Source organism: Actinoplanes sp. TBRC 11911 (genome assembly GCF_012933445.1).
Classification (GTDB): domain Bacteria; phylum Actinomycetota; class Actinomycetes; order Mycobacteriales; family Micromonosporaceae; genus Actinoplanes.
The window spans coordinates 168,192-189,695 of record NZ_JABBNC010000014.1 but is presented as its reverse complement, the minus strand read 5'-3'; the positions used below and the strand labels follow the sequence as shown (position 1 = coordinate 189,695).

General features: G+C 69.9%; 17 protein-coding genes. 7 read left to right on the top strand and 10 right to left on the bottom strand.

Annotated elements, in window-relative coordinates; translation table 11 throughout:
- The 4 genes from HH310_RS21025 to HH310_RS21010 form a co-directional block, all read right to left on the bottom strand.
- A complete protein-coding gene (locus tag HH310_RS21025; protein ID WP_312034242.1) occupies positions 1–1,173 on the bottom strand; it encodes a spermidine/putrescine ABC transporter substrate-binding protein in 1,173 nt (390 codons plus the stop codon).
- 80 nt (positions 1,174–1,253) lie between these two features.
- Entirely contained in the window at positions 1,254–2,408 is a 1,155-nt protein-coding gene (locus HH310_RS21020) for an ABC transporter ATP-binding protein (RefSeq protein ID WP_169177288.1), read from the bottom strand.
- Positions 2,409–2,441: 33 nt separating this feature from the next.
- Positions 2,442–3,869: an aminobutyraldehyde dehydrogenase gene (locus HH310_RS21015; RefSeq protein ID WP_169177326.1), complete on the bottom strand. Its 1,428-nt coding sequence runs from the start codon at positions 3,867–3,869 to the stop codon at positions 2,442–2,444.
- A 188-nt stretch (positions 3,870–4,057) separates the two neighbouring features.
- Entirely contained in the window at positions 4,058–5,545 is a 1,488-nt protein-coding gene (locus tag HH310_RS21010) for a CoA-acylating methylmalonate-semialdehyde dehydrogenase (protein ID WP_169177287.1), read from the bottom strand.
- 124 nt (positions 5,546–5,669) lie between these two features.
- Between HH310_RS21010 and HH310_RS21005 the strand changes: the two genes are divergently transcribed.
- On the top strand, positions 5,670–6,242 hold the full coding sequence (locus HH310_RS21005; protein ID WP_248294211.1) for a Uma2 family endonuclease: 573 nt from the start codon (positions 5,670–5,672) through the stop codon (positions 6,240–6,242).
- A 32-nt stretch (positions 6,243–6,274) separates the two neighbouring features.
- Positions 6,275–6,820 (top strand): Uma2 family endonuclease, encoded by a 546-nt coding sequence (locus HH310_RS21000; RefSeq protein ID WP_169177285.1) that lies wholly within the window; start codon positions 6,275–6,277, stop codon positions 6,818–6,820.
- A 7-nt stretch (positions 6,821–6,827) separates the two neighbouring features.
- Here the strand turns inward: HH310_RS21000 and HH310_RS20995 are convergent, their stop codons facing one another.
- Together HH310_RS20995 and HH310_RS20990 are read right to left on the bottom strand one after the other, a co-directional pair.
- Positions 6,828–7,433 (bottom strand): hypothetical protein, encoded by a 606-nt coding sequence (locus HH310_RS20995; RefSeq protein WP_169177284.1) that lies wholly within the window; start codon positions 7,431–7,433, stop codon positions 6,828–6,830.
- A gap of 1 nt (position 7,434) precedes the next feature.
- Complete coding sequence (locus HH310_RS20990) at positions 7,435–7,758, bottom strand: nuclear transport factor 2 family protein (protein WP_169177283.1); 324 nt, start codon at positions 7,756–7,758, stop codon at positions 7,435–7,437.
- A gap of 168 nt (positions 7,759–7,926) precedes the next feature.
- On the opposite strand from HH310_RS20990, the gene HH310_RS20985 reads away from it, so the two are divergent.
- The gene (locus HH310_RS20985) at positions 7,927–8,964 is read left to right on the top strand and encodes a LacI family DNA-binding transcriptional regulator (protein WP_169177282.1); all 1,038 of its coding nucleotides are present in this window, start codon (positions 7,927–7,929) and stop codon (positions 8,962–8,964) included.
- Here the strand turns inward: HH310_RS20985 and HH310_RS20980 are convergent.
- The 3 genes from HH310_RS20980 to HH310_RS20970 are packed head-to-tail and all read right to left on the bottom strand — an operon-like array spanning position 8,929 to position 12,090.
- Positions 8,929–9,831: a carbohydrate ABC transporter permease gene (locus tag HH310_RS20980; RefSeq protein WP_169177281.1), complete on the bottom strand. Its 903-nt coding sequence runs from the start codon at positions 9,829–9,831 to the stop codon at positions 8,929–8,931. The genes HH310_RS20985 and HH310_RS20980 overlap by 36 nt on opposite strands.
- Before the next feature lies 1 nt (position 9,832).
- Positions 9,833–10,756 carry a carbohydrate ABC transporter permease gene (locus HH310_RS20975; protein WP_211192407.1) on the bottom strand — a complete coding sequence of 308 codons (924 nt, stop codon included), beginning with the start codon at positions 10,754–10,756 and terminating at the stop codon, positions 9,833–9,835.
- Positions 10,753–12,090 (bottom strand): extracellular solute-binding protein, encoded by a 1,338-nt coding sequence (locus HH310_RS20970; RefSeq protein WP_312034241.1) that lies wholly within the window; start codon positions 12,088–12,090, stop codon positions 10,753–10,755. Before HH310_RS20970 ends, HH310_RS20975 begins: the two co-directional genes overlap by 4 nt.
- Positions 12,091–12,382: 292 nt before the next feature.
- Between HH310_RS20970 and HH310_RS20965 the strand changes: the two genes are divergently transcribed.
- Entirely contained in the window at positions 12,383–14,740 is a 2,358-nt protein-coding gene (locus HH310_RS20965; protein WP_312034240.1) for a glycoside hydrolase family 3 N-terminal domain-containing protein, read from the top strand.
- A 29-nt stretch (positions 14,741–14,769) separates the two neighbouring features.
- Here HH310_RS20965 and HH310_RS20960 read toward each other — a convergent pair whose 3' ends face one another.
- A complete protein-coding gene (locus HH310_RS20960) occupies positions 14,770–17,373 on the bottom strand; it encodes a helix-turn-helix transcriptional regulator (protein WP_169177280.1) in 2,604 nt (867 codons plus the stop codon).
- Between the two features lie 204 nt (positions 17,374–17,577).
- Between HH310_RS20960 and HH310_RS20955 the strand changes: the two genes are divergently transcribed.
- The 3 genes from HH310_RS20955 (at position 17,578) to HH310_RS20945 (ending at position 20,791) form a co-directional block, all read left to right on the top strand.
- Positions 17,578–18,393: an alpha/beta hydrolase gene (locus HH310_RS20955; RefSeq protein WP_169177322.1), complete on the top strand. Its 816-nt coding sequence runs from the start codon at positions 17,578–17,580 to the stop codon at positions 18,391–18,393.
- Between the two features lie 341 nt (positions 18,394–18,734).
- The gene (locus HH310_RS20950) at positions 18,735–19,724 is read left to right on the top strand and encodes a LacI family DNA-binding transcriptional regulator (protein WP_169177321.1); all 990 of its coding nucleotides are present in this window, start codon (positions 18,735–18,737) and stop codon (positions 19,722–19,724) included.
- A gap of 80 nt (positions 19,725–19,804) precedes the next feature.
- The gene (locus HH310_RS20945; RefSeq protein ID WP_169177320.1) at positions 19,805–20,791 is read left to right on the top strand and encodes a LacI family DNA-binding transcriptional regulator; all 987 of its coding nucleotides are present in this window, start codon (positions 19,805–19,807) and stop codon (positions 20,789–20,791) included.
- The last annotated feature ends 713 nt before the right edge of the window (positions 20,792–21,504 follow it).

Sequence of the window (21,504 nt, the reverse complement as noted above, 5' to 3'; positions counted from 1 at the left end):
TTATCCCAGCACGATGGGGTCGAATGTTTTCTGGAACTGCTGCTGCTCGGCGACCGACTCGAAGGCGACGTAGTAGTGCAGGTTGGCGTAGGCGGCCTGGGCCGGGAACACCAGCGGGCTGCTCGCCAGCGCCAGCAGGTCGGTCTTGTCCTCGCCGGAGAGCTTCGCCGCTTCCTTGCGCATCTCCGCCTGGGCGTTCGGGACCGGGCAGACGTAGTTGATGTACTCCGCGAGCGAGGCCGCGTTGGGCACCTCGTAGAAGAAGTCCATCAGCGTGATCGCGTCGACCGGGTTCTTCGCGGTGATCGGGATCGTCATGTTGTCGGTCCAGATCGTGCCGCCCTCCTCCGGGATCACAAACTTGAGGTCCCGGTGCTCGGAGAGGTTCTTCTGGTAGATGTCGCCGGACCACGCCTGGGTGAGCCAGACCTCGCCCGAGCCGAGCGCGTCGATGTAGCCCTGGTCGTAGTACTTGCGGACGATGCCGGCGTCCTTCTGGTCCTGGAGCTTTTTCGCCGCCTTCTCCCAGTCCGACGCCGACGACTTGTCCGGGTTGGCGCCGACCGCCATCAGGCCGAAGTTCCCCAGTTCCTGGACGTCGGACATCATGCCGACCTTGCCCTTGAACTTCGGGTCCCACAGGTCGGCCAGCTTGGTGATGTCACGGCCGGTCTTGGTGCGGTCGTACGCGATGCCGGTGATGCCGGACGCCCACGGAATGCTGTACTGGTTGCCCGGGTCGAACGCCTCCTTCTTGTAGGCGTCGCCGGCGAACTTGGCGAAGTTGGGCAGCTTCGCGTGGTCCAGCGGCGCGAGGAAGCCCGAGTCGCGGAACTGCGAGAACTGGAAGCTGTTGGTGATGACCATCAGGTCGTACCCGATGTCCTGGCCGGCCGACAGCTGCGGCTGCACCTTGGCGAACCAGGAACCCATCTCCTGGATCACCTCTTTGTAGGTGAAGTTGATGCCGGTCTTCGCCTTGAACGCTTTCAGCTCCGGCTGCTTCGGGTCCATGTAGAGCGGCCAGTTCGCGAAGCGCACCAGGTTGTTCTGCTTCTTGTCGGACCAGTACTGCTGGACGGCGTCGGGCGCGGCGCTCGCCGGCGCCTTGGTGCCCTTGCCTTGGACGCCGCAGGCCGCCAACGCCATGCCGAGCGCCGATAGCCCGGACATCCGAAGCGCGTCCCGCCGGCCTAGCCGGCGCTGGGACAGGCCACGAACCAGGGAGGGGTCGGGAATATTCGACGCAGACATCAGACTCCGATCAGATATGAGTGCTGGGGGGCCCAGGTCAGGTAGACGCGGTCGCCGCGATCCGCAAGATCGTCGGCGTTGGCCGCGTTTTGATCGAAGACAGTAAAGTCGGCCCCGGCCGCTGTGGCTACGGTGTAATTGGTCGAAGTTCCGTGATAAACGACCTCATTGACGATCCCGGAGAGAACGCTGCCGCCGGTTGCGGTAACGGGGGGTACACCTCGGTGCAAATCGATCTTCTCTGGACGGACCGAGACCTCGAGTTTGTCGCCACGCCGCACCGCACCGGGTACGGGGCATACCACGCGGTCCTGTGTGGAGTAATTCAGCAGGGCCAGTCCGCCCTCGATCCGCTCGACGTGACCGTCCACAATGTTCGACGTGCCGATGAAGCCGGCCACGAACCGCGACGCCGGCTTCTCGTAGATCTCGCGCGGCGAACCGAGCTGCTCGATCACGCCGGCGTTCATCACCGCGATCCGGTCGGACATGGTCAGCGCCTCACCCTGGTCGTGGGTGACGTAGACGAAGGTGATGCCGACCTCGCGCTGGATCCGCTTGAGCTCCACCTGCATCTGCTGGCGCAGCTTGAGATCGAGGGCGCCGAGCGGCTCGTCGAGCAGCAGCGCGCGCGGGCGGTTCACCAGCGCCCGGGCCAGCGCGACCCGCTGCTGCTGGCCGCCGGACATCTCGCGCGGCGCCCGCTTGTCCATCCCGGACAGTGAGACGATCTCCAGGATCTCGCCGACCCGCCGGCGGATCTCGTCGCGCGCGACCTTCTTGCGCTCCAGCCCGAACGCCACGTTCTGGAACACGTTGAGGTGCGGGAAGAGGGCGTACGACTGGAACACCATGTTGATGTCGCGCCGGTTCGGCGTGACGCCGGTGACGTCGCGGCCGTCCAGGTAGACCTTGCCGGCGGTGGGCTCCTCGAAGCCGGCGATCATCCGCATGGTGGTGGTCTTGCCGCACCCCGACGGGCCGAGCAGGGAGAAGAACTCACCCTGAGCGATCTCCATGTCCGTACGCTTGACGGCCGCCACGGTCTCGCCATGCGCGAGATAGTTCTTCACGACGCCGTCGAACCGGATCGCCGGGTGGTCGCCGGTCGCCGTCCGGCCGTTGCCGGCAAGGTGCTGGGGGGTGGTGGTCATCTTGGTGGTCCTCTTCGCGCGGTGTGGGGTGGGTCAGCCGAGGTAGCTCATGACGTGTTTGACGCGGGTGTATTCCTCGAACCCGTACATGGACAGGTCTTTGCCGTGGCCGGAGTGGCCGAACCCGCCGTGCGGCATCTCCGAGACGAAGGGCAGATGGGTGTTGATCCAGACGGCACCGAAGTCGAGGCGCCGCGAGACGCGCATCGCGCGGCCGTGATTCTGTGTCCAGACGCTGGCGCTCAGACCGAATCGGACGTCGTTCGCCCAGCGGACGGCTTCGTCCTCGCCGTCGACCTCCTGCACCGTGATGACCGGTCCGAAGACCTCGTCCTGGATCATCTCATCCCGCTGATCCAGTCCCGCGACAACGGTGGGCTCCAGGAAGTAGCCGCGGTCGCCGACCCGGTTGCCGCCGGTCACGATCCGCGCGTGCGCCGGTGTGCGGTCGAGGAAGCCGCGCACCCGGGCGAGCTGGTTCTCGTTGTTGACCGGGCCGAAGAACGCGTCCGGGTCGCTGCCGGTCTTGGTCGCGCGCGCGGCGGCCGCGAGGGCGTCGGTGAAGTCCGCGGCGACGGCCGAGTGGACCAGGACCCGGGTCGCGGCGGTGCAGTCCTGCCCGGCGTTGAAATATCCGGCGGCGGCGATCGCGGCGGCGGTGGCCTCGATGTCGGCGTCCTCGAAGACGATGACCGGCGCCTTGCCGCCGAGTTCGAGGTGGGTGCGCTTGAGGTCGGCGGCGGCCGCGATGGCGACCTCCGTGCCGGCCCGCGTCGAGCCGGTGATCGAGACCAGCTCGGGCGCCGGGTGGGCGACGATCTGCCGGCCGGTGTCGCGGTCCCCGCAGACCACGTTCAGCACGCCCGGCGGCAGGAACTCGGCGGCGATCTCGGCGAGCAGCAGCGTGGTCACCGGGGTGGTGTCGGCCGGCTTGAGCACCACCGCGTTGCCGGCCGCGATCGCCGGCGCGAACTTCCAGACCGCCATCACCATCGGGTAGTTCCACGGGGTGATCTGCGCGCACACGCCGATCGGCTCGCGCCGCACGTAGGAGGTGTGGTCGCGCAGGTATTCCCCGGCCGACTTGCCCTCGAGCATCCGCGCGGCGCCCGCGAAGAAGCGCAGCTCGTCGAGCAGCGGTCCCATTTCCTCGCGATGGGTGGCCTCGACCGGTTTGCCGGTGTTACGGCATTCCGCCGCGACGATCTCGCCGGCCCGGGCCTCGACCGCGTCGGCCAGGCGCAGCAGCGCGCGCTGCCGTTCGGCCGGTGTCGTGTCGCGCCAGATCTCGAAACCGGCCTCGGCCGCGGTCATCGCGGCGTCGACATCCTGCTTCGAGCTCAAGGGCGCGAGAGCATACGCGTCGCCCGTGGCCGGATCGATTACCGGTGTGGTGGCGCCCTCCGACGTATCGGTGTGTTGTCCACCGACAAAGTTGCGCAACACGGGCAAAGCGGCAATCACCGATCGGACCTCCCGCTCCCAGCCTGTGACAGCTCCCACATGTAACGATCTGCGAGACCTTGACACAAAGTGAGGACGGAAGACAAGGGAATCCGAAAGGATTTTCCCGAAGCGAAACGGAATCAGAGGCGCAACAACCCCCGGACGTACGCATTCGCGCGTACGCCGGGGGTCGCGGGGCTTCGTTATCGGGTCTGCGGGAAGCCAAGATCCACGGTGGAGGTGCCCGGGTCGGGCCACCGTGACGTCACGACCTTGGTGCGGGTGTAGAAGTGGATGCCGTCCGGGCCGTACATGTGCGTGTCGCCGAACAACGAGGCCTTCCAGCCACCGAACGAGTAGTAGGCGACCGGCACCGGGATCGGCACGTTCACCCCGACCATGCCCGCTGCCACGTCGAATTGGAAGCGCCGGGCCGCCCCGCCGTCCCGTGTGAAGATCGCGGTGCCGTTTCCATATTCATTGTTGTTGATCAGTTCGACCGCTTCGGCGTACGTCCTGGCGCGCAGCACGCACAGCACCGGGCCGAAGATCTCGTCGGTGTAGACGGCCATGTCCGGGGTGACGTTGTCGAGCAGCGTGACGCCCAGGAAGTAGCCGTGGGCCGGCAGGTCCGCGTCCCGGCCGTCGGCGACCACGGTCGCCCCGCTGCGGGCGCCGGCCTCGATGTAGCCGGTGACCCGCTCGCGGTGCTCGGCGGTGATCAGCGGGCCCATCTGCGACTCCGGGTCGGCACCCGCGCCGATCTTCAGTTTCGGCAGCCGGGCCGCGATCGCGTCGACCAGCGGATCGGCCACGTCGCCGACGGCCACGACCACCGAGACGGCCATGCACCGCTCCCCCGCCGAGCCGTAGGCGGCACTGACCGCGGCGTCCGCGGCGGCGTCCAGCTCGGCGTCCGGCAGCACCACCATGTGGTTCTTGGCACCGCCCAGAGCCTGCACCCGCTTGCCGTGCGCGGTGCCGGTCTCGTACACGTGCCGGGCCACCGGGGTGGACCCGACGAAGCTGACCGCGGCGATGTCCGGATGGGTCAGCAGCGCGTCGACCGCCTCCACATCGCCGTTGACGACGGTGAATACGCCGTCGGGCAGCCCGGCCTCGCGCCACAGCCGCGCCAGGAAGATCGACGCCGACGGATCCTTCTCGCTCGGCTTGAGCACGAAGGCGTTCCCGGCCGCGATGGCGGTGGCGCACATCCACAGTGGAACCATCGCCGGGAAGTTGAACGGGGTGATGCCGGCGACCACGCCGAGCGGCTGGCGGATCGAGTAGACGTCGACACCGGTGGCGGCCTGCTCCGAATAGGAGCCCTTCATCAGGTGCGGGATGCCGGTGGCGAACTCGGCGTTCTCCAGCCCGCGGGCGATCTCCCCGGCGGCGTCGGCGAGCACCTTGCCGTGCTCGCTCGTGATGATCGCGGCGAGCTCCCCCTCGCGGGCGGCGAGCAGCTCCCGGAACTTGAACATGACCGCGGAGCGGCGCGACAGCGAGGTGGCGCGCCAGGCCTTGCCGGCCTCCTTCGCGACCGCGACGGCGTGGCCCACCTCGGCGGCCGAGGCCAGGGCGACCTCGGCGGTCTGCTCACCGGCGGCCGGATTGAAGACGGGCCCGACCCGGCCCGAGGCGCCGGCGACCTCGCCGCCGCCGATCCAGTGCGCGATACGAATCATGCCCGCACATTACGTACCAGCCACGCACCGAACAATGCCCGAAACGTACTGTCACAATCCGGGTTGCTCAGCGCCAACTAGGCATGAGACACTTTTCGGCATGACCGCGTGCGACACTCTGACCATGACAAAGGCGGACTTCAACCACCCGGATCCGTGGACCGAGGCCGAATATCTCGCGCTCGACGAGACAAACAGCCGAATCGAACTGATCGACGGGGGACTGTGGGTGAGTCCGGCACCAACGAACGAGCATCAGGAAATTTCGTACCTACTGACGACCATCCTGCGACCGCCGGCAAGCGCGGCGAAGCTCTGCGTCACACAGGCAGGCAACGTGCGCCTCGGGCCCGACCGGCTGGTCTCGCCAGATATCACGGTGAGACGGCCGAGCAAGCCCGGAACTCGGACCGAAGCCGCCGACGTCGTCATGGTCGCCGAAATCACCTCGCCGAGCAACGCGACCGCCGACCGCCGCTTCAAGAAATTGCTCTACGCCGAGGCGGGCATCGGCTGGTACCTGCTTGTCGAGCCGGATCATGGGACTTACCAGAGCATCTTCCTGCGACTGCTTCGCCTCGAAGACACGAAGTATGTCGAGCACGCCTTTGCCGAGTACGGCGAAACACTGATCACCGACCTGCCCTTTCCGGTCGAGATCAGCACTGAGCATCTGCTGGACTTCGCCGGGGATTGACCAGTGACATCTGGTCTCTTGATAATGTTCTAGTGACCACCACCATCACGGAGCACTTCGGGCCTTGGGCGGAAGCCGATTACCTGGGCCTCGACACCGGCATCAACCGGGTCGAACTGATCAACGGCAATCTCCTCGTCAGCCCTTGGCCGGACAACTGCCATCAGATCGCCCTCGCGCCCCTGGTCTTCGGCACCATGCGCGCGGCGCGAAAAGCCGGCCTTCACGCGGTCGGTAACGTGTGGGTACGCCTGACCGCTGACACCATCGTGATACCGGATGTCGTCGCGGTGGACAAACGCCAGAACGAAGACGTCACCGACGTGTCCGACGTGATCCTGCTCGGCGAGGTCATCTCCCCCACCACCGAATTGATCGACCGCGTGCTCAAGGCGCACCTGTACGCCGCCGCCGGCATCGGCTGGTTCCTCACGGTCGAGCTGGAGCCGGCGGTCGTGCGGTTACAGCGACTGCAGGGCGACCGCTACTTCGAGCACGCGGTCGCGGTCGCCGGGCAGACGTTGAAATCCTCGTTCCCGTTCCCGTTCTCCATCACCGTCGACGAACTGTTCGACTGACCGTGCGCTAAGGGGCGGCGACCGCGTCGCGCCGCGGTGAGCGGCCAACCGCCACCGCGGCCGCACCGGCCACCGCCACCGGCGGCAACAGGTTCAGCAGCAGGACCGGGATCTCCTCGGCTGCCGAGTAACCGGCGGCGAACACGCCGATCAGCAGATTGACGACGGTGAGGGCGAGCCACAGCGGGACGAACAGCACGGCGGCGACCCGCAGGGCGGCCGCCGCCGTGGCATTCGGCACCAGCAGGCCCGCCAGCAGCGTGATCGCCAGCCACAGGGCCATGCCGGCACCGAGGATCGCCGGAGCGCGGCCCGCGCCGATGAGCGGGCCGCCGTGCCAGCGGTCCCACGTCCACCACCAGACCAGGCCCGCGATCAGCGCGGGCACGCCGAACACGGGGGCCAGCACGACAGATTCCTCGGCGGGCCGGTAGCCCGCCGCGTACACGCCCATGGCCGCGTTGACGACCGCGACCGCGAGCCACAGCGGGGTGAAGACCGCGAACGCGGTTACGCCCACCGACCGGAACGGGGGCTGCGCGAACAACGCCGTCAGCAGCAGGACCGCCGTGAACAGCAGCACGCCGGCCAGCAGTAACCGGGGAAGGCGCACCTCAGGCCCGGATGGTCATGCGGCTGACCTGGTCGCCCGCCACACGGAAGGTGAAGTGCGACTCGCCGTTGAAGCCGTCGCCGCCGACCTGGGCGGTCACCACCACGTCGTCGCCGTTGATCTGCACGTCGGTGACCCGCAGGCTCACCTTCACGCCGATGAACTCGCCGTCGCTCCAGCCGCGGATCCGGTCGTGGCCGCGGAACTCGCGGCCCCAGTCGTCGACCACGCCGTCGGCCGGGAAGCAGGCCAGGAAGGCTTTGGTGTCGTTGGCGTTGGCGGCGTCCAGCGCGGCTTGGACGGCGGCGGGCGGCTGGGTGGTCATGGCGGGTCCCCCGAGGTGAAAAGCGGTGATGGAAACGGCTCCATCATCGTGGCGCGAATGCCACCAGGGGAAACCCGGACCTGGTGAAATCGGTGTGGTGTGCAATACTTCCCGCACCCGAGTGCGAAAGTTTCGGGGGTGCCTTTGCCTGGAGACGAGGAGAGATCGATGGCCGCGGGCGGACGACGCGTAACTATCGCGACCATCGCGGAGGCCGCCGGAGTGTCGGTGCCTACCGTGTCGCGGGTGCTCAACGGGCGTACGGATGTGTCACCGGAGACGCGCGACCGCATCGAACATCTTCTCCGGGAGCACGATTACCGTCCTCGCAACTCTCGGCAACCGCTGCGGGCCGGTCTCATCGACCTCGTCTTCCACGACCTGGACAGCCCGTGGGCGGTGGAGCTGATCCGCGGCGTCGAGGAGGTCACGCACGCCGCCGGGGTCGGCACCGTGGTGTCGGCGGTGCACCGGCGTACGGCGTCGGCGCGGCAATGGTTGCAGAATCTGCGGGCCCGCCAGTCCGACGGGGTGATCCTGGTGATCTCCGACGGCGCCGGCCCGGTCAGCGCCGAGCTGCACCGCCTGAACGTGCCGATGGTGATCATCGATCCGGCCGGCGGGAACGCCGCGGACGTGCCGACGATCGGCGCCACCAACTGGTCCGGCGGGCGCAGCGCCACCGAGCATCTGATCGCGTTGGGGCACCGCCGGATCGGCCTGGTCGAGGGTCCGAAGAACCTGCAGTGCAGCCGGGCCCGCCTGGACGGCTACCGGGCCGCGCTGGAGGAGGCGGGGCTGCGGGTGGACCGGCGGCTGATCGAACCGGGCGACTTCCGGCACGAGTCGGGTTTCACCGCCGGGGTGCGGCTGCTGGACCGCGACGACCCGCCGACCGCGATCTTCGCGTCCAGCGACCAGATGGCGCTGGGCGTCTACGAGGCGGCGCGACTGCGCGGTCTGCGGGTGCCGGACGACGTGAGCATCGTGGGCTTCGACGACCTGCCGGAGGCGCGCTGGTCGTCGCCGCCGCTGACCACCGTGCGTCAGCCGCTGGCGGACATGGGTGGGCTCGCCGCGCGCACCGTCCTGCGGTTGTCACGCGGCGAGCCCATCGAAACTCCCCGGGTGGAGCTGGCGACCGAGCTCGTGATCCGGGAGAGCACCGCCCTATTTGCCGAAACCGGCGGTAAGTCCGCTCAGTAGCTGGCGGCGCCCGATGGCGTACGCGAGCACGATCGGGATGGTGGTGAGCGTGACCGAGGCGGCGACCGCGGGCACGTTCACGCCGAACTCCGACTGGAAGGTCCACAGCGCCAGCGGCATGGTGCGCTGGTTCGGGCTCTGGGTGAGGATCAGCGGCAGGATGAAGCCGTTCCAGATCTGCAGCGCGCTGTAGATCGTCACGGTGACCAGCGCGGGGCGGGTCAGCGGGAAGGCGAGCCGCCACAGCGTGCCCCACTCGGTGGCACCGTCCATCCGCATCGATTCGAAGAGTTCCTTCGGCACGTCCCGGATGAAGTTGCCGAGCACCAGCACCGACAGCGGGATCGCGAACGCGGCCGACGGCAGGATGATCGCCAGCAGCGAGTCGTACAGGTGCGCCCGGATGATGATCAGATACACCGGGATGATCACGGCTTGCAGCGGGATGGCGAGACCCATCAGGAAAAGCGCGTTGATGCCCTTGAGCCACCGGTTGGTCGCGCCCCGCACGACCGCGTACGCCGCCATCAGCGAGAAGAGCACGGCCGGGATGGTGGCTCCGGCGGTGACGATCACGCTGTTGAAGAAGAACCGGACGAAGTCGGCCTCGATCACCGTTTTGTAATTCTCGAAGGTGATGTCGGTCGGCGGCTTCAACGGGTTCGTGATGAAGTAGTTCGACTGCGTCTTCAAGCTGGTGATGACGATCCAGTAGAGCGGGAGCATCACGATCAGCAGCCAGATCCAGCCGAGGCTGCCGCCGACCCAGTTCAGGCGCAGCAGCCGGCCGCCCAGCGACGTGCCGCGCTGCGGTGCTTTGCCGCCGTGTCGCGGCGCGGACTCCTGGGTGATGGTGGAGGTCGCCATGTCACATTCCTTCCAGCTGGCTCTCGTCCGCCCGGCCACCCAGCCGCCGCAGCAGCAGGGAGATCGCGAGTCCGATGAGGACGAGGATGACGGCGATGGCGCTCGCCGGGCCCATCAGGCGGGCCTGGAAGCCGAACTGGTACATCTGCAGCGCCAGGGTGCGCGTGGAGTCGCCGGGGCCGCCGGCGGTCAGCACGTAGATCAGGTCGAAGGACGTCAGCGAGCCCACCACCATCAGCGTCGAGGACGTGATGATCGTGTATTTCAGCTGCGGCAGCGTGATGCTGAAGAACTGGCGCATCCGGCCGGCGCCGTCGATCTGGGAGGCCTCGTACAGCGATTGCGGGATCTGCCGCACGCCGCCCTGGTAGATCAGTGAGTGGAACGGAATGTACTGCCACGACACCACGAAGACGACCACGCCGAGCGCGAGACCGCTCTGGCCGAGCCAGTCCTGGGCCAGCCAGGACACGCCGAGGCCGGCGCTGAGCCCGAAGTTCGGGTCGAGCAGCGCCTTGTAGGTGATCGAGATGGCCGCGGAGCTGAGCAGCACCGGCACGAAATACAGCACCGCGAGCAGGCCGCGGTACTTGGAGCGGGCCGCGATGAAGACGCCCAGCAGAATGGATATCGGCGTCTGCACGAGCCAGGACAGCGCCATGATCACGAACGTGACCCACAGGGCCCGGGGCAGGCCCGGGTCGGTCAGCGCGGCCTTCCAGCTGGTGAGGCCGGAACCATGGATCGTGCCGATGCCGTTCCACGTGGTGAAGCTGAGCAGGAGCACGCCGATCAGCGGAATGACCGCGAAGATCACGAACCACACCAGAGCCGGCAGCGCCATCCATAGGACGGCGCCGCTCCGCCCGCCGCTGGTCCTGGTGGGCTCCTTCACCCGTACGGCGGGCGGAGCGAGCGTCGTCATTTACCGATGACCCCGTTCATGCTGTCGACCCACTGCTGCGGGGAAATCTGCAGTTGGAACAGCTTAGCGATGTTATCGAGCAAAGTCTCTGCCGCGGTCGGGCTCAGCGCCTGGTCCCAGGACTGCGCGAAGATCTTGGCCTTGGACGCGATGTCGGCCATCGACGTCAGGAACTCGGCGTCGTCCGAGCCGGTGAACGACGCGCCCTTGAGCACCGGCACGCCACCCGACTTGATCCAGCCGGCCATCTCGTCGTTGTCCACGAGGGTGGTGGAGAAGAACTTCTTCGCGGTGTCCTTGGCCTCGGCGCTCGCCTTGGACGAGATCGAGAGGTACTGGCCGGGGTTGCCGACGGTGTTGCTCGGGTCGCCCTTGCCGCCCTCGACCGCCGGGAAGTTCATCCAGCCCAGGCCGCCGTCCTTGACGAAGCTGCCGCCGTTGGCCTTCTGGATCCCGTACGACCAGGAGCCGTGCACCATCATCGCGGCCTTGCCGGTGTAGAGCAGGGCCTGGTCCGCGTTGGAGTCCGCGGTGATCGAGGAGAAGCCCTTGACGAAGCCGTTGGCCTTCACCAGGTCCTGGATCTGGGTCAGCATGGTCAGCACGGCCGGGTCGGACCAGGCGTCCTTCTGACCGGCGAAGACGTTGTTGAACACGTCGGAGCCGGCGGTGCGGTCGAGCAGGAACTCGAGCCACATCATGTTGGTCCAGCGGGACTGGCCGCCCAGCGAGAACGGCGCGATCTTCGCGGCGTTGAACTTGGGTACCAGGGCCATGATGTCGCCCCAGGACTGCGGGGGCTGCACGCCGACCTTGTCGAAGACCTTCTTGTTGTAGAACAGCACGATCGGCTGGACCGTCTCGACCGGCATCGCGTAGATCTTGCCGTTGACCGTGGCGGCGCCGAACGACGAGTCGAGGATCTTGCTCTTGACCGCGGCGTTCTGGCCGAACCAGTCGGTCAGGTCCTCGACCTGGCCGGCCTCCACATAGGCCTTGAGGCCGCCGCCGCCCCAGCCCCAGATCATCGTCGGGCCCTGGCCCGCGCCGATCGAGGTGGTGATCTTCTGCTTGTACGCGTCGTTCTGGAAGAACGTCGGCGTGATCTTGGTGTTCGGGTTCGCCTTGTTGAACCGGTCGACCGAGGCCTGGCGGTACTCCTGGCCGGGCGGGCCGCTCAGGGACCAGTAGCTGGCCGCACCGCCGCCGCCACCGCCCGAGCTGCCACCATCTTCGCTCGGGCCGGAGCTGCCACATGCGGCGAGAGCCGCGGCACCGGCGGTTCCCCCGACCAGACCCAGGAACCTGCGCCTGGAGTAGTTGCTATCGATCACGGTGATCTCCGTACTCGAAGTGCCGCTTCAGCTGCGGCGAGTGGATCGTCGTGGTTGGAAGGTCGCCTCTGTCACAGATCCTGCAACTTTCGCGAAACGACCGCAAGTTAACGTGAGGTTTCGTTAACGTAGGGTTTCAGCTTGATCATGTCAAGGGTCTTGCCCTGGTCGCGCTCCCAGCGCAAGAGTGGACGCATTCGTGAGGAACCCGAATGCGGCCGTTCAAGATCCGCCGCGTCGTAACATTGCGCGTTGGTAACAGCGAAACTTTCGGAAATGAGGAACGTGCGCCGTGACCACAGATCGGGCGAATCAGCCATGGCAGGACCGGGCGTTGCCGATCGCCGACCGGGTGGAGGCGCTGCTCTCCCGGATGACGACGAGCGAGAAAATTGCGCAACTCGGCAGCCGATGGCTGGGCAACGACATGCAGGACACCGGTGACGACGCCCGCGCCGACCCGGAGGAGCAGATGAACGTCGCCCCGATGCAGGACGTCTTCGCGGCGTCCGGGACGATCTCGCTGCAGGACGCGAGCCGCGACGGCCTGGGCCAGCTCACCCGCGTGTTCGGCAGCGTGCCGCGCACCGCCGCCGAGGGAGCCGCCGAGGTGGTCCGCCAGCAGCGGATCGTGCTCGGCAACTCGCGTCATGGCGTGCCGGCCATGGTGCACGAGGAGTGCCTGACCGGTTTCACCACGTACGGGGCCACCGTCTATCCCGCCGCGATCGCGTGGGGCGCCACCTTCGACCCCGAGCTGGTCGAGCGGATGGCCGCCGCGATCGGGCGGGACATGGCAGCGGTGGGCGTGCATCAGGGACTGTCCCCGGTGCTCGACGTGGTCCGCGACTATCGCTGGGGACGGGTCGAGGAGACCATCGGCGAAGACCCCTACCTGGTGGCGATGCTCGGATCGGCGTACGTGAAAGGGTTGCAGAGCGCCGGGGTGATCGCCACGCTGAAGCACTTCGCCGGCTATTCGGCGTCGCGGGGCGCCCGCAACCACGGCCCGGTCCCGATGGGCCGCCGCGAGCTGATGGACGTCATCCTGCCGAGCTTCGAGACGGCGATCCGCGAGGGCGGCGCCGAGTCCGTGATGAACTCCTACTCCGATCTCGACGGGGTGCCGGCCGGCGCCGATCGGTGGCTGCTGACCGAGGTGCTGCGCGAGCAGTGGGGGTTCACCGGCACGGTCGTGTCGGACTACTGGGCGGTGCCGTTCCTGGCCACCATGCACCGGACCGCCGCGGACACCGACGACGCCGGCGCGCAGGCCCTGGTCGCGGGCATCGACGTGGAGCTGCCGGACACGCTCGGCTTCGGGCCGGGCCTGGCCTCGCGGGTGCCGGAGGAGGTCATCGACCGGGCCGCCCGCCGCCTGCTCACCCAGAAGGCGTCGCTGGGGCTGCTGGACGCGGACTGGACGCCGGAGGGCTCGGTGGCCGCCGCGGCCGCTGTCGACCTGGACTCGCCGGCCAACCGCGCGCTCGCGCTGGAGATGGCCGAGCGCTCCGTCGTGCTGCTCGACGCGGGCACCGCGCTGCCGGTGTCGCCGTCGGTGCGCCGCATCGCCGTCGTCGGGCCGGCCGCCGCCGATCCCCGGACGTTCATGGGCTGCTACGCCTTCCCGAACCATGTCCTCCCCCGCTACCACGACGTCGGCCTGGGCATCTCGGTGCCGACCGCGGTCGATGCCCTGCGAACGGAGTTTCCCGCGGCCTCGCTCGTATTTGAACAGGGATGCCCGGTGCTAGGCGAGGACCGGTCCGGGTTCGAGGCGGCGCTGGCCGCGGCCCGCGACGCCGATCTGGTGGTCGCCATGGTCGGTGATCTGGCCGGCCTGTTCGGCCACGGCAGCTCCGGCGAGGGCTGCGACGCCGAGGACCTCTCGTTACCCGGCGTGCAGGGCGAACTGCTCGATCAACTGCTTTCCACCGGTACGCCCGTGGTGGTGGTCGTGGTGTCCGGCCGGCCGTACGCGCTGGGGGCGATCCACGCTCGCGCGGCGGGTCTGGTGCAGGCGTTCATGCCGGGCGAGGAGGGTGGCGCCGCGATCGCCGGGGTGCTCTCCGGCCGGGTGCAGCCGGGCGCGAAGCTGCCGGTGCAGATCCCGCGGCACGCGGGCGGGCAGCCCGGCACCTACCTGCAGCCGCCGCTGGGCGCGGAGAACAGCGGGGTCAGCAACCTCGACCCGACACCGTTGTTCGCGTTCGGGTACGGCCGCTCGTACACCACGTTCGAGGTGGACGACCTGCGGATCAGCGCGTCCTCGATCCCGGTGGACGGCGCGTTCACGGTGACCGCGCGGGTGCGCAACACCGGGTCGCGCGGCGGCGACGAGGTGGTGCAGCTGTATCTTCGCGACGTGGTCGCGCAGGTGACCCGCCCGGTCCGCCAGCTCACCGGGTTCGCCCGGGTGCCGCTGGAGGCCGGCGAGGCGAAGGACGTGACGTTCTCGGTGCACGCGGACCGCACCGCGTTCACCGGGCGCGACCTGACCCGGATCGTCGAGCCGGGCACGATCGAGATCATGGTCGGCACGTCCTGTTCGGACCTTCCGTTGCGGGGCACGGTCACGCTGACCGGCGCGGTCCGGGAAGTGGGCCGGGACCGCGTCCTCACGACTCCGGTCGAGGTGCAGAAGGCCTGACCGGATCGGACCGCGTGCCGCCCGGCACTTCAGCGGGGACCGACACCGTCCAAAGGTCCCCGCCGCCGCGGCGGCACGCGCCCGGTCGCGACCAACCGGGCCAGCTCGGTGCGCGAGCGCACGCCCAGCCGGGCGAAGACGTTGCGCAGGTGGTGGTCGACGGTGCGCGGGGAAAGGTGCAGGTGCTGGGCCACCTCACGGTTGGTGGCGCCGTCGGCGACCAGGCCGGCGATGCGCTGCTGCTGGGCGGTGAGCTCGGTGGCCGGCGCCCGTTCGGCTGCCGCGCCCTCGCCGCCCGCGCTTTCGCCGGCCGCCCGCAGCTCGTGGGTGGCCTGGTCGGCCCACGGGGCGGCGTCGAGGCGGCGGAAGGTCTCGGCGGCGCGGCGCAGGTGCTCGCGGGCCTCCACGTGGCGCCGGCATCTGCGCAGGTGACGACCGTAGAGCAGGGCGGTGTGCGCGGCCGGGAAGGCGGCGCCGTCGCGGCGATGCCAGCCGATCGCCTCGCGGAAGAGGTCGTCGGCGTCGTCCGGAGTGGACGCGGTCAGCGCCCGGCACCGGGCGCGCAGCGCCAGCCAGGAGCTTTCGCCGGTACGGGCGGCCCAGCGGTCGAACGGGCCGGCCACGTCGCCGGGGGCACCGGCCTCGATCAGGTGCGGGGTGACGGCGATCCGGAGAATCGGTGAGCCGTGGCCGGTGACCAGCGGGAACAGGCGGGCCAGGGCGTCCGTGCGGCGGCCCTCGACGAGGTCGAGCAGGCCGGCCGCCCAGTCGCCGAACTCGCCGGTCGCGTAGTGCCCCGCCGCGTCCCTGATCGCGCCACCGCTCGCCGGCTCCATCGAGGCTCGGTCACCGCGTAGGGCGGCCAGCACGGACAGCAGTGCGTGGTGCGCGCCGGGGCGGCCCGCGACGGCGGCTCCGTCCAGGGCGGCGTCGGTCGCCGCGTCGTAGCGGCCGGCGGCGAACTCGGCGAACGCGGCCACTTCCAGGGCCGCGGGAATCTGCCCCTTTGTGCCCAGGGCCGCTGCCCGTCCGGCCAGTGTCGCGGCGCAGCGGTCGCGTCCGGTGAGGATGCCGTCGGCGGCCGCGGCGATCAGCAGCGCGGGGTCGGTGACGTGGCCGGCGAGGCGCAGCACCTCGTGCAGGTGGCCGAATCCTTGATCGTCGGCGCCGGTGAGCAGATCGGCCAGGCCGCAGAGGTGGTGGACGGCCAGCCTGGTCTGCGGGTCGGAGGTGTCGCGGTGGTGGGCGGCCGCGTGCCGGGCGACGGCCGGGAAGTCGCCGGGGTCGCCGCAGTGGCCGCAGGCGTCGCCGGCCGCAAGGAGTGCCTCGAGGGCGCCCTGCGGGTCGTGCGGGAGCAGTTCGGTGGCCACGTCCAGGAGCACGTCGCGGGCGGCCGCCGGGTCGTGGTGCAGCGTCAGCCGGGCGGTCAGGGCGCGGGCCCGGTTGCGGACCACGGCGGGTGCCTGTTCGCGTCCCAGGCGGCGCAGCAGGCGGGTGGCCTCGTGCGGGCGCCCGGCGTCGGCGGCGGCGCGGGCGGCGGCCAGCACGGCGCCGGCTTTGTCCGCCCGGCTGTCGAACAGGCCGGCGGCCAGCAGGTGGGCGCGGGCGGCCCGGTCCGGCGTGGCGTGTCGGGCGGCGGCGGTGAGGGCGCGGGCCAAGGCGTCGTCGGGTGCCGGGGTGATCTGGGCGCGGTGCAGCAGGCTTCCGTTGTCGGCCAGCCGGCGGTGGGCGTGGTGGCGGTCGGCGAGCGGGGCGTCGTGGTAGATCAGCGAGCGCAGCAGCGGCGGGGTGAAGGCGATCGTGTCGTCGTGGACGCTGACCAGTCCGGCCCGTTCGGCGGGGGTCAGGGCGGCCGGGTCGGTGACGTCCGCGGGGCGCAGTTCGGGGGCCGCGGCGGCGAGCAGGAGCAGGTCGCGGGTGCCGGGCGGGAGGGCGGCCACCTCGGCGCGGAAGCGCTGCCGCAGCCGGCTGGACGGGGGCAGCGTGGCGGGCGGGTCGGCGAGGCCGCGGCGCTGCCGGGGGCTCAGCGCGGCGGCCAGTTCGACGAGGGCGGCCGGGTTGCCGCCGGCCAGGTCGATGAGGGACGCGGCCACGTCGTCGGCCAGGCCGGGGGCGCGGTCGTGCAGCAGGGTGCGGCTCTCGGCGCGGGTCAACGGGCTCAGGCGCAGGTGCGGCAGGCCGGGCAGCGGTGCCGGGGCGGTGGCCAGGATGGCCGCGCGAACACCGTCCAGGCGGTGGGCCACGAGGGTGAACAGCCGGCGCGATTCCGCGTCGAGCAGGTGCGCGTCGTCGAGCAGCAGGAGCACGGGACGATCCGCGGCGGCCAGCCGGTCGAGCACGACGCGCGCGGCGCCGAGAGCATCCCGCGGGAGGAGACCGGCGTCCGGGTGGGGCCGCACGCCTCCGCGCGGCGTGGACGGGCACTCGCTCAGGCGGGTCAGGAGGCGGTGCGTGGCCGCGTAGGGCAGCGACGATTCGTCGGCGTGGCCGGGGACCGCGATGACTCTCCGGTTGCCGGGGACGGTGCTCACGGCGTACGCAAGCGTGGTTTTGCCCTCGCCCGGGCCGCCCGTCAGGACGAGCGCGCCGCCGCCGAGCAGGAGAACTTCCTGCACTGTCTGTGCAACAAGCATGGGCCGAGTGTGGCCGGTCGTCGAGGCGTACCGGAAGCATCGATGACTTTCTTTTCGAGGGATGCGATTTCGACAGGCCGGTGATTTCGCCGATGCGCGCTCGCGGCGGGGCGGAAAACACTGACGACCATCGATCCCCTATCCCCTGGAGCGTGAACGGTGAAGCCACTCCGTCTCCTCGCCACGATCGCCGCCGCCGTCGCGATGACCGTCGGTTCCGGCACGTCGGTCGCCCTGGCCGCCGACAATCCCTACGAGCGCGGGCCGGCGCCTTCCCTGTCCGTGCTGGATGCCTCCCGAGGGCCGTTCTCGGTGGGCACTGAGAACGTGTCGTCGCTGGTGAGCGGGTTCGGCGGCGGGGTCATCTACTATCCGACCGACACCAGTCAGGGCACGTTCGGAGCGGTGGCGATCTCGCCCGGCTTCACCGCGACCTGGTCGAGCCTGTCGTGGCTGGGGCCGCGGATCGCCTCGCACGGCTTCGTGGTGATCGGCATCGAGACCAATTCGCTGCTCGACCAGCCCGCGTCGCGGGGTCAGCAACTGCTGGCGGCGCTCGACTATCTGACCCGGTCCAGTTCGGTGCGGGGGCGCATCGACGCGACCCGGCTCGCCGTGGCCGGCCACTCGATGGGTGGTGGCGGCACGCTGGAGGCGGCCCGCAGCCGGCCGTCGCTGCAGGCCGCGGTGCCGCTCGCGCCCTGGAACACGACCAAGTCGTGGTCGACGCTGCGGGTGCCGACGCTGATCGTGGGCGGCGAGTCGGACACGGTCGCGCCGGTGGCGTCGCATTCGGTGCCGTTCTACACCAGCATCCCGTCGTCGGCCGAGAAGGCGTACCTGGAGCTGAACAACGCGTCGCACTTCTTCCCGCAGTCGGTGAACACGCCGACGGCGCGGCTGGCGGTGTCCTGGCTGAAGCGGTTCGTGGACAACGACACGCGCTACGACCAGTTCATCTGCCCGGGGCCCACGGGTAGCCAGATCGAGGAATACCGCAATACCTGCCCGTTGACCTGACCCGCTCCCACCCGAGACCGGCCGGCGGTGATCCCGTCGGCCGGTCGCGTGCTGTCGCACCTGAGATCGTTAACACTCGGACGGCGTACGGGAGGGAGGCCTTTGACCTTCTCCGCGGGGCACCGACGCGCCTGCAGACCCCGGTTCACCCGCTTGTTTAGGCGAAGTCGAATATCACGAAAACGTAACGGGCGGGTTGCGGTCCCTTGACAGTACGGGCGTCCGGCACGCATGTTTGCGTTCACAATCCGCCTTTCATCCCCGGCGGTCGATACCCGCGAAGGACGGTCTCGCATGCCCGCAATCCTGTCCGCCGGACCGGTATGAGCCGCCGCCCCGTGATGTCGGACGTGGCGGCCCGCGCCGGCGTCTCGCATCAGACCGTCTCCCGGGTGCTCAACGGACATCCGCACGTCTCCGCGACCACCCGCACCCGGGTTCTCGCCGCGATCGCCGAACTCGGCTACCGGCGTAACCTCTCCGCGCGCGTGCTGGCGACCGGACGGTCCAATGTGGTCGGAGTGGTCGCGCAGAACACGACGCTGTACGGGCCGTCCAGCATGGTGCAGGCGATCGGCGAGGCCGCCCTGGGCGCCGACCTGTCGCTGACCGTCGGGCACGTGGCCGGGTACGACGCGACCGCCGCCTCGCGCCGCATCGTGGAACGGCTGGTGCAGCAGGGCGCCGCCGGGCTCGTGTTCATCGCGCCGGTCGACGCCGCCGCCGAGTCGATGGCCCTGGTGCCGTCCGGGCTGCCGATCGTCACCGTGGACGGCCTGCCCGAGTGGGAGGTCGCCAACGTCTCGGTCGACCAGTACGCCGGCGGCATGCTCGCCACCAGACATCTGCTCGACCAGGGCCACAAGACCGTCTGGCACGTGGCCGGCCCGGAACAGTGGCACGGCAGCCGCGCCCGCGAACAGGGCTGGCGGGCGGCGCTGGCCGAGGCCGGAGCGCAGGCCCCGCCGATGCCCCGGGCGGGCTGGTCGGCCGCGTCCGGCTACCAGTGCGGCCGGATGCTCGCCCGCATCCCGGACTGCACGGCGATCTTCGCGGCCAACGACCACGTCGCGCTCGGCGTCATGCGGGCCATGGCCGAGCACGGCAAGCGCATCCCCGACGACATCAGCCTGATCGGCTTCGACGACGTGCCGGAGGCCGGATACTTCCATCCCGGGCTGACCACGATCCGCCAGGAGTTCGCCGAGGTGGGCCGCCAAGCCCTGCGCCTGCTGCTGGAACAGCTCGCCACCGGGGCCCGCTCCGCGGAGTCGGCACTGGTCGAACCCGTCCTGATCGGCCGCGACACGGTGGCCGCCCGGCCCGCTTGATCACAGCCGCTGGGGCTATTCTGCCTGCAACAGGCGGATGCGGGGTACGAGTGAGCGTGAAGCGCGGACGTCCGCCGGGCATGATGGACGTCGCCCGGCTGGCAGGGGTGTCGCACCAGACCGTCTCACGGGTGCTCAACGAGCACAAGAACGTGAGCGAGCAGACCAGGCTGAAGGTGCGGGCGGCGATCGCCGAGCTGGGCTACCGGCCGGACCGGGCGGCGCGCGCCCTCGTCACGGGCACCTCCAAGGTGATCGGTGTGGTCGCGCAGAACTCGTCGCTGTTCGGGCCTTCGTCGATGCTGGCGGCGTTCGAGGAGGCGGCCCAGGCGACCGGCTTCGCGGTGAACGTGGGCAGCGTCCGCAACCTGGACGAGCGCTCCATCGCCGAGGCCGTAGAACGCCACCTCGATCAGCGGGTCGCGGGCCTCGTGGTGCTGGCGCCGGTGGCCGGGGCGGGCGCCGCGCTCGAGCACCTGCCCGACGACGTCCCGCTGGTCACCATCGACGGCGACCCGGAACGCGCGAGCACCCTCGTGACGGTCGACCAGGTCTTCGGGGCGCGGGCGGCGACCGAGCATCTGCTGGCGGCGGGTCACCCGTCGGTGTGGCACATCTCCGGGCCGTCCGACTGGTTCGACGCGGCCGGACGCGTACGGGGGTGGGAGTCGGCGCTGAAAGACGCCGGGGCCGAGATCCCGCCGCTGCTGAGCGGGGACTGGAGTGCGGCGTCCGGCTACCGCAACGGCCAGCTTTTGGCCCGCCTGCCGGAGGTGACGGCGGTGTTCACGGCGAACGACAACATCGCGCTGGGGTTGCTGCGGGCGCTGAACGAGCACGGCCGGCGGGTGCCCGAGGACGTGAGCATCGTGGGGTTCGACGACGTGCCCGAGGCGGCCTATTTCACCCCGCCGCTGACCACGGTCCGGCCCGACTTCGACGCGGCGGCGGCCGCCAGCCTGGAGTTATTGCTCGCCCAGATCGAGTCGGGCACGGTGGATACGTCTACCCGGCGCACGATCGCTCCGGCCCTGGTCGTGCGCGACAGCGTCGCACCCCCTGCCTGATTTCCCCGTACGCCTGCCGGCCCGCCGTTTCCGCTCCCCACATGGGGCGGCGGCGCACCGCGGTGTGGGAAGGCACGACGGCCGGGCTCCCCACACCAGGCCGCGCCGCACCCGGGTGTGGGAACTGGCGACGCCCCCATCGCCCGAACTCCCCACACCACGCCGCAGCACACGCGGGTGTGGGGACTGGCGACGCCCCCACCGCCCGAACTCCCCACACCAAGCCGCAGCACACGCGGGTGTGGGAACCAGCGACGCCCCCACCGCCCGAACTCCCCACACCACGCCACGACACACCCCGGTGTGGGAACCAGCGACGCCCCCACCGCCCGAACTCCCCACACCACGCCACGACACACCCCGGTGTGGGAACCAGCGACGCCCCCACCGCCCGAACTCCCCACACCAGGCCGCGGCACACCGGTGACCCGCGCGGTCGTAGCTCTCCGCTCTGGCGCGCGCGGGCAACCAAGGGAGGCCGCCCCCGACGGTTCGCGGCCGCGCCTGCCGCGGGGCTGCGCAGGTCGGCGGCCCTGTCCGGGTGGCGCGAATTTCGTGTATTGACTTCCAACGTTGTTATCGTTCACATTCTATGCAGCGCGCGAGCCGACCCGCTGCAAGATTCACTCTTGTGAACGTGAACATCGACGGCCCGTGCCTGCGTGGATGCCCGCCGGGGCCATCAGGGGAGTGATGGTTCCGGCGGGTCGCGC